Here is a 7,747-nt window from a genome sequence, read left to right on the forward strand (position 1 = left end):
CTTCAACACCGCGGTTGTTCTTCAGAACCAGCAGGTTTTCTACTTCATAATGCCAGATCGGGTAGAACAGAGTGGCTGCGCCACCACGCACACCGCCCTGAGAACAGGACTTAACTGCGGTCTGGAAGTGTTTATAGAACGGGATACAACCGGTGTGGAAAGCTTCACCACCGCGAATCGGGCTGCCCAGTGCACGGATACGGCCGCCATTGATACCAATGCCTGCACGCTGTGAAACATACTTAACAATGGCACTGGAGGTCGCGTTGATGGAATCCAGGCTGTCGCCGGCTTCGATCAGTACACAGGAGCTGAACTGGCGGGTCGGAGTACGGACGCCGGCCATAATAGGAGTAGGCAGAGACAGCTTGAACGTGGATACCGCGTCGTAAAAACGGCGGATAAAGTCCAGGCGGCGCTCTTTGTCGTAACCGGCGAACAGGCAGGCTGCGATCAGCACGTAAAGGAACTGTGCACTTTCAAATACTTCACCGCTGACGCGGTTCTGAACCAGGTATTTGCCTTCCAGCTGTTTTACTGCGGCATAGCTGAAGTTCAGGTCACGGCTGTGATCGATAAAGGCATCCATCGCAGCGAATTCTTCGGCACTGTAGTCTTCCAGCAGGTGGCGGTCGTAGCGCTCGCTCTCGACCAGTTTTGTTACATGGTCGTACAGCGCTGGCGGCTCAAAGCGGCCATAGGCTTTTTTGCGCAGGTGGAAGATGTTCAGGCGCGCGGCCAGGTACTGATAATCGGGTGATTCTTCCGAAATAAGGTCAGCGGCGGCTTTGATCAGGGTCTCATGGATTTCAGAAGTCTGAATGCCATCAAAAAATTGCAGATGTGCCTTCAACTCGACTTCTGAGACTGACACATTGTTGAGCCCTTCTGCAGCCCAGGTAACAACTTTATGAATCTTATCCAGATTAAGGGATTCCTGGGTCCCGTCACGTTTGGTGACCTTTAGCTCACTCATGGTTTCTGTGCCTGTATTCAAGGGAAAGTACTCCATCTGTCCCTGATGTTTTGTGGGGATCCGTAAAATGCTTGACGGCGGCTCTGGTTTAGATGTAGAGCCGGTCTAAGTAACTGAGTTACCGACGTATTTTAAAGCAGAAGCACAAGATAATGCGGTGGCAGTATGAATTCAACCCCAAGATATTGTGGGTTATGTAAATGGCATGTGGATAACTTGTGCGTAGTTCGTGGACAGGATGTGATTGGATTTTCTAAGTCATTCAAAGCATTGAAACTTACCAAAAAAAGACTGAATTAGTTACTATGCAACAAAGCGTAACAGCGTCTAGAGTTATAACCAGATGATTGCGGAAGTCCTCCGCATTCCACCTGAGTAAGGAATGGTAAGACCCCATGGTGAATCATGAACACGGTCATAATCCGGAAGAGAACTGGCGCATTCTGATTGTCGAAGATGACGAGCGTCTGGCGACCCTCACCAAAGACTATCTGGAAAGCAACGGTCTCAAGGTTTCAATTGAAGGCGACGGCAGCCGGGCGATTGAACGAATCAAAACCGAACAGCCGGATCTGGTGGTTCTGGATCTGATGCTGCCTGGCGAAGACGGCCTCGCCGTGTGCCGTATTGTCCGTCCTTACTATAAAGGACCGATTCTGATGCTTACGGCCCGTACCGAAGATCTGGATCAGGTACTGGGGCTGGAAATGGGTGCAGATGACTATGTGGCCAAACCGGTTCGTCCACGCGTTCTGCTGGCGCGCATCCGTGCATTGTTGCGCCGCGTGCGTGAAGTACCGGCGGAGCAGGAAATGGAATCAAGCTCAGAAAACCGTCTGACCTTTGGCAACCTGGTGGTCGACAGTGCCATGCGCGAAGCTTGGCTGGACGGTGAAAGCATTGATCTCACCAGTGCTGAGTTTGATCTGTTGTGGCTGTTGAGCAGCAGTGCTGGCCGGGTACTGACACGGGAAGAAATCTTCCATCAGTTACGCGGCATCGAGTATGACGGTCAGGATCGCTCCATTGACGTGCGGGTATCGCGTATCCGTCCGAAAGTGGGTGATGATCCGATGAACCCGAAACGCATCAAAACAGTCCGCAGTAAGGGATACCTGTTCGTTAAGGAAATCTGAGCAGGAGAAAGCCTATTTTTATCCGGGTCTACACTGGGCTGGTTGCGGCCCTGCTGATGGTAGCGGTGATCAGTATCGCCGCGCTGCAGCTGGTTAACGTGGTCAGGACCGCCCAGTTCAACGAAGAAATGGTGGCTGGCAGTCTGTATCTGCTTGCTCAAAGGCTGCGCCAGGATCCGGATGCCATCTCTGAACTGTCGGCACGTTTCGATGCCGATATCCGCATATTACCCCGTTCACAGGGCCCCCGGGACGAATATCAGCGTGATCGCCTGGCCCGTGGACAGGTATTGGTCGACAGCGTCAATCACGGCCGTACCGCACGTCTGCTGCATACCCTGAGCGATGATGAACTGCTGGAAGTTCAGATCGATACCGTCACTGAAATTCAGGCTCAGGCCACGGCCTACATGTTGCTGGAAGACTGGCAACGGTCAGGCATCAGTATTGAAGATTTTCTCGCCCGTATGCAGCCGCATTTCAGCTTCCCGCTGTCGGTGGTGCCACTCGATTCCCTGCTGTTGTCTGAGGGGGATCATGCGCGCATCCATTTTGGTGATGTGCTGGCACGTATTTCTATTGAAGGCCGCAAGGCGGAAGCGCTGGCCAAACTGCCGGGGCGTCAGGAAGCCCTGCGGCTGGGACCGATTGAAGCCTTTAATCCGTACTCATGGCAGGCCATTGCCGTTATTACGGTGATCATATTTATGATGCTGGGGCTTGGGGTGTATTGGGTGGTGAATTCTTTCCAGATGCGCCTCAGTAAGCTGGAGCAGGCAACCAGCCGTCTTGCTCAGGGCCATATGAATGCCAGGGTAGCCATTCATGGTGGGGACCCGGTCAGTCGCCTGGGTGTTGCGTTCAATAAGATGGCAGAGCACATACAAAGGCTGATTTCGATTCAGCGCGAAATGGTGCGTGCGGTTTCCCACGAGTTACGCACGCCGGTAGCCCGTATCCGCTTTGGTATGCAGATCATTGAGGATGTGGCCGATGACCCGTTTGTCAGCAAGCAGCTGAGCGGCATGGATTCGGACATTCAGGAACTGGACGAACTGATTGATGAAATTCTGACCTACGCGCGTCTGGAAGAAGGTGGTCCGCTGCTCGATTTTCAGGAAGCCAATGTTGCCGATCTGGCATTACAGGTGGTGGAAGAGGCCAGACCTCCGGCCCATGTGCGGGTGTCTTATGTCGGCATGAATCCGGACGATGCTGGCAGTGCTGAAATTGAACCCAGATACATCCACCGGGCGATCCAGAATCTGGTGGGCAATGCCGGCCGTTATGCCAAATCGGCGGTACAGGTCAATTGCAGTATCGGTGCGGATATTTGCCGTGTGGATGTGGAAGATGACGGCTCAGGCATTCCGGAGGAAGAATGGAACCGGGTATTTACCGCGTTTGCCCGCCTCGATGACAGCCGCACCCGCAGTTCCGGTGGTTATGGGCTTGGGCTGTCGATTGTGCGGCGTATTGCATACTGGCATGGTGGCCGGGCAATGGTGGGCCGCAGCGAGGCTCTGGGCGGGGCTAAATTCAGTCTGATCTGGCCGCGCCGTCATCAGGATTAATCACTTTCTGCCCGGATATTTAATGCATGCCGGGCCGATTGTGCCAGCTGTTATGCAATTCGTGGCAATAGCTACAAATGGTTACAGATTGATACCGACACGCTACAGACGGTTTACCCGGTCCGGAGCATGATGGCGGTGCGTATCCATTGGAGACGTGGTGAGAATGTAGCGAATTATTCGCTTATTTGAGGGCTCTTTTTGAGCCCTTTTTTTATGCCTGTTTGCCAGTGATTTGTGAGCCGCTGATCATGGCTCGGCCACCGGTTCAATCCCGGCCAGGTGGTTAAAACAGTTCTCCAGCGCCTGACTGAGAAAGTCTTTGATATAGGGCGCTTCTTTCTGTTCAGCGCGGATCGCTGCGTACAGGGTCGGGCGTACACCGTTATTGCCCAGTTTGCAGGCGCTGATCAGTTCACTGTCGAGGTAAGGCTGCAGCGCCCAGTTAGGCAGGCAGGCGACACCACGCCCGCTGGCAACCAGTTGTACCATCATCAGAGTCAGTTCTGTCTGGCGGGTTGACTTCGGTTCTACCCCGGCCTGAGTCAGAAAGTATTCAAAGATATCCAGACGCTTACGGTCTACCGGGTAATGAATCAGGGTTTCATTGCTGAGATCACTCGGCATTACCCGCTCTTTCTGGGTCAGCGGATGCTGATTGGCAACCGCTAGCAGGGACTCATAACGGAACAGTGGGCGATAATAAATGCCTTCGGTTTCGGCCGGGTCTGAGGTTACCACCAGGTCGACATCGCCACGCATCAGAGCGGGCAGGGGCTCAAAGTTAAAGCTGGTGCTGAGATCAATTTCAACCTCCGGCCAGTGGTCACGGAAGGCGTTGATGGCTGGCATCAGCCAGTCAAAGCAGCTGTGGCATTCCAGCACCATATGCAGTCGCCCGGCACGTTCGCCGGATATTTTCTGCAGATTGCGTTCGCATTGCTGCATACGTGGCAGCACATCATCGGCCAGCTGCAGTAATTCCAGCCCGGCGCGGGTAAAGCGCAGTGGCTTGGTTTTGCGCAGGAACAGCGAATACCCCAGACGGTCTTCCAGATCTTTCAGCTGGTGAGACAGTGCGGATTGTGTCAGATGCATACGCCGGGCGGCTTCGACCAGAGTGCCACCATCACGCAGTGCTGCCAGAGTCCGCAGGTGTTTGATATCAAGCATAGGCTTCCGTATGAATTGAGTTCAAGCTAAATGATTTTTGCATGTTAACTTTTCATGACGCCAGAGGGAAGCTCAGAAGGCTGCCAGTCAGAAACTATAGCTAATTCAGCGGGTTCTGCTGATGTGATTTTATCCGCCAGCTGCAGCGCAGAATGACCTGTTACTGCTGTGCCGGGATGCCCTGCAGCTGTGACAGGCGTTTGAGATGTCCGCCGCAGACAGTAAGATGCAGGGTAATAAAGGAGAATCTGATGTCTGATTACATTCTGAGTTTTGATCAGGGGACGACCAGCAGCCGTGCCATTATTTTTTCTGCCAGCGGCGGGATCTGTGGCGTTGGCCAGCATGAATTTCCGCAGATATTTCCTCAGCCGGGATGGGTTGAGCACAATCCTGCTGATATCTGGCAAAGCACCCTGCAGGCAGCCCGGGATGCAATAGAAAACGCCGGGATCAGTGCCGCAGATATCCGTGTCGCCGGCATTACCAATCAGCGTGAAACCACCCTGATCTGGGATCGCAACAGCGGTGAGCCGGTACACAATGCCATTGTCTGGCAGGACCGCCGTACGGCGTCGTTCTGTCAGCAGCTGAAACAGCAGCACGACGGCATTGAAGAGCTGATCAGTGAACGTACCGGACTGCTGCTTGATCCGTACTTTTCCGCCACCAAAGTGGCCTGGCTGCTGGACGGGGTTGAAGGTGTCCGTGCCAGGGCCGAAAACGGCGAACTGCTGTTTGGAACGGTGGATACGTATCTGCTCTGGCATCTGACCGGAGGTGAGGTGTACGCCACGGATGCCACCAATGCTTCGCGTACCATGCTGTTTAACATTCATCAGCAATGCTGGGATGAAGAGTTGCTGCGTCTGCTGAATATTCCAGCCGCTATGTTGCCCGAAGTAAAAGACAGTGCCGCTGACTTCGGCAGCATTCGCGCTGATCTGCTGGGCCACGCAATCCCCATTGGTGGAGTCGCCGGCGATCAGCAGGCGGCGCTGATCGGTCAGGCCTGTTTTGAACCGGGTATGGCCAAGAGTACTTATGGCACCGGCTGCTTTGTGGTGATGAACACCGGCGCTGAGGCTGTGCGCTCCAATCATCGTCTGCTCACTACCGTAGCCTATCGTCTGGGCGGCGAAGTGACCTATGCGGTTGAAGGTTCGATCTTTATGGCTGGGGCCACGATTCAGTGGATCCGTGACGGCTTGCAGCTGATCCGTGATGCCAGTGAAAGTGAATCTCTGGCACACCAGACCGGCTATGAAAACCCTGTGTATATGGTACCGGCCTTTACCGGTCTGGGGGCGCCTTACTGGGATCCCGAAGCCCGCGGTGCTATTCTTGGCCTCAGCCGGGATACCGGTATTAAAGAAATCGTTACAGCCGGTCTGCAGGCGGTGTGTTACCAGACCCGAGATCTGCTGGAAGCCATGCGCGAGGACGGCATACGTCCGGAGAACCTGCGCGCCGACGGTGGCATGGTCGCTAATCAATGGCTGGTGCAATTTCTTGCCGATATCCTTGGTATTCCGATTGCCTGTCCGAAAGTGACTGAAACCACTGCACTGGGTGCCGCCTTCCTGGCCGGGCTGCAGGTGGGCATTTATTCCTCTTTGGCCGAAGTGGCGGATTTATGGCAGGACGATAAATCTTACCAGCCTGCGGTGGATGATGACGCCCGCGCCAGACTTTATAAGGGCTGGCGCGATGCTGTGGAACGGGTACGCAGCGCCGGATAAAAAATTGTCAGCTGCCGCGATCGTGACATAACGCGAAATGACATAGTCTGCCGCAGCAGGACATATATAATCGAAGCAATTGATTCACGGGATGTCATGGCAGAGCAGTCTATGGAAAGGATTCAACAGGATATTGTCCGGCGACATTGGCTCGCCAGTGCCGGGGCCCTGATGTTTTCACTGCTCTTCCTGATCCAGGCGCTGACGACGGCAGCCGCTTACCTGCCTGCTCTGGTGAGTGGCATCGTGCTGTATTGGCTGGGGCAGGGTGTGATGCTCTACTTTATCGCCTCCGGCCGCACCCAGTCGTTCACCGACCCCGGTATTACTCTGCTGGTCATGATCTGGGCCGTGATCTTCCTCTCCTATACCCTGCTGCTGTGTTACGACTGCCGTGCTCTGGTGTTGCTGGCCTATCTGATGATCCTGCCGTATGGCATTTTCCGTCTGAGCTGGCGTGGCTTTCTCGGCATCGCGCTGCTGACCATGGCCGGTTACACCACGGTTGTCCTGGTGCTGCATCATCAGAACCGCCTGATGCTGGTGGCCGGATATGAACTGATTATTGGCGCGGCTTTCCTGATCAGTCTGATGAGTTACAGCCTGCTTGGCCGTGAAATCGGTGTGCTGCGTGAAGCCTACCGGCGCAAGAACCGCCAGTTACGCGAGGCCATGGGGCGCATCGAAGAACTGGCTGTCCGTGATGAGCTCACTGGCCTGTATAACCGCCGTTACCTGCTGAGTTCGCTGGAGCGACGTCAGGCATTGGCCAACCGCGAAGGCCTGCCGTTTGTTCTGGCTTTCGTCGATATCGATCACTTTAAACAGATTAACGATCAGCATGGCCATAAAGTCGGCGATGAAGTGTTGGTGGAGCTGGCGCGGCTGCTGCGCGATTCCGTCCGTGAGGTTGATCTGGTTGCACGTTACGGCGGTGAAGAGTTTGTACTGTTGCTGAATGGCCTGACACTGGATACAGCCGGGCCAGCATTGGAGCGTCTGCGCAAAGCGGTGATGAAAAAATCCTTCTCCAGCGCCGGTCTGCCACTGACCGTTTCTGCGGGGGTGTCGCAATACCACAGCGGAGAGAGCAGTGACGAGCTGATCAACCGCGCTGACCGGCTGCTGTACGATGCCAAGCGTGGC

Annotated in this window: 6 protein-coding genes; 4 read left to right on the forward strand and 2 right to left on the reverse strand. The window is 54.6% G+C overall.

Annotated elements, in window-relative coordinates; all coding sequences use genetic code 11:
* The coding region (locus B2Z72_RS01035; RefSeq protein WP_297004004.1) for an ATP cone domain-containing protein at nucleotides 1-976 on the reverse strand (976 nt) is incomplete at its 3' end.
* 395 nt (nucleotides 977-1,371) lie between these two features.
* On the opposite strand from B2Z72_RS01035, the gene B2Z72_RS01040 reads away from it, so the two are divergent.
* Complete coding sequence (locus tag B2Z72_RS01040) at nucleotides 1,372-2,112, forward strand: response regulator (protein WP_296985955.1); 741 nt, start codon at nucleotides 1,372-1,374, stop codon at nucleotides 2,110-2,112.
* A gap of 56 nt (nucleotides 2,113-2,168) precedes the next feature.
* Nucleotides 2,169-3,686 (forward strand): ATP-binding protein, encoded by a 1,518-nt coding sequence (locus tag B2Z72_RS01045; RefSeq protein WP_296985951.1) that lies wholly within the window; start codon nucleotides 2,169-2,171, stop codon nucleotides 3,684-3,686.
* A gap of 249 nt (nucleotides 3,687-3,935) precedes the next feature.
* Here B2Z72_RS01045 and B2Z72_RS01050 read toward each other — a convergent pair whose 3' ends face one another.
* A complete protein-coding gene (locus B2Z72_RS01050) occupies nucleotides 3,936-4,859 on the reverse strand; it encodes a LysR family transcriptional regulator (RefSeq protein WP_296985950.1) in 924 nt (307 codons plus the stop codon).
* Nucleotides 4,860-5,110: 251 nt separating this feature from the next.
* Here B2Z72_RS01050 and glpK point away from each other — a divergent pair, with 251 nt between their 5' ends.
* Together glpK and B2Z72_RS01060 are read left to right on the forward strand one after the other, a co-directional pair.
* Nucleotides 5,111-6,601, forward strand: a complete 1,491-nt coding sequence (gene glpK / locus B2Z72_RS01055; protein ID WP_296985949.1) for a glycerol kinase GlpK — start codon at nucleotides 5,111-5,113, stop codon at nucleotides 6,599-6,601.
* A 171-nt stretch (nucleotides 6,602-6,772) separates the two neighbouring features.
* Nucleotides 6,773-7,747: GGDEF domain-containing protein (locus tag B2Z72_RS01060; protein ID WP_297004006.1), on the forward strand; the 975-nt coding region annotated here is incomplete at its 3' end.

Origin of the sequence: Thalassolituus sp. UBA6592 (genome assembly GCF_002433655.1) — a bacterium.
Classification (GTDB): domain Bacteria; phylum Pseudomonadota; class Gammaproteobacteria; order Pseudomonadales; family Oceanobacteraceae; genus Venatoribacter.

What these genes read in the sequence shown, in the direction of transcription:
- B2Z72_RS01040 (WP_296985955.1), top strand. Translation starts at nt 1,372, where the DNA reads ATGGTGAATCATGAACACGGTCATAATCCGGAAGAGAACTGGCGCATT.
- B2Z72_RS01045 (WP_296985951.1), top strand. Translation starts at nt 2,169, where the DNA reads ATGGTAGCGGTGATCAGTATCGCCGCGCTGCAGCTGGTTAACGTGGTC.
- B2Z72_RS01050 (WP_296985950.1), bottom strand. Translation starts at nt 4,859, where the DNA reads ATGCTTGATATCAAACACCTGCGGACTCTGGCAGCACTGCGTGATGGT.
- glpK (WP_296985949.1), top strand. Translation starts at nt 5,111, where the DNA reads ATGTCTGATTACATTCTGAGTTTTGATCAGGGGACGACCAGCAGCCGT.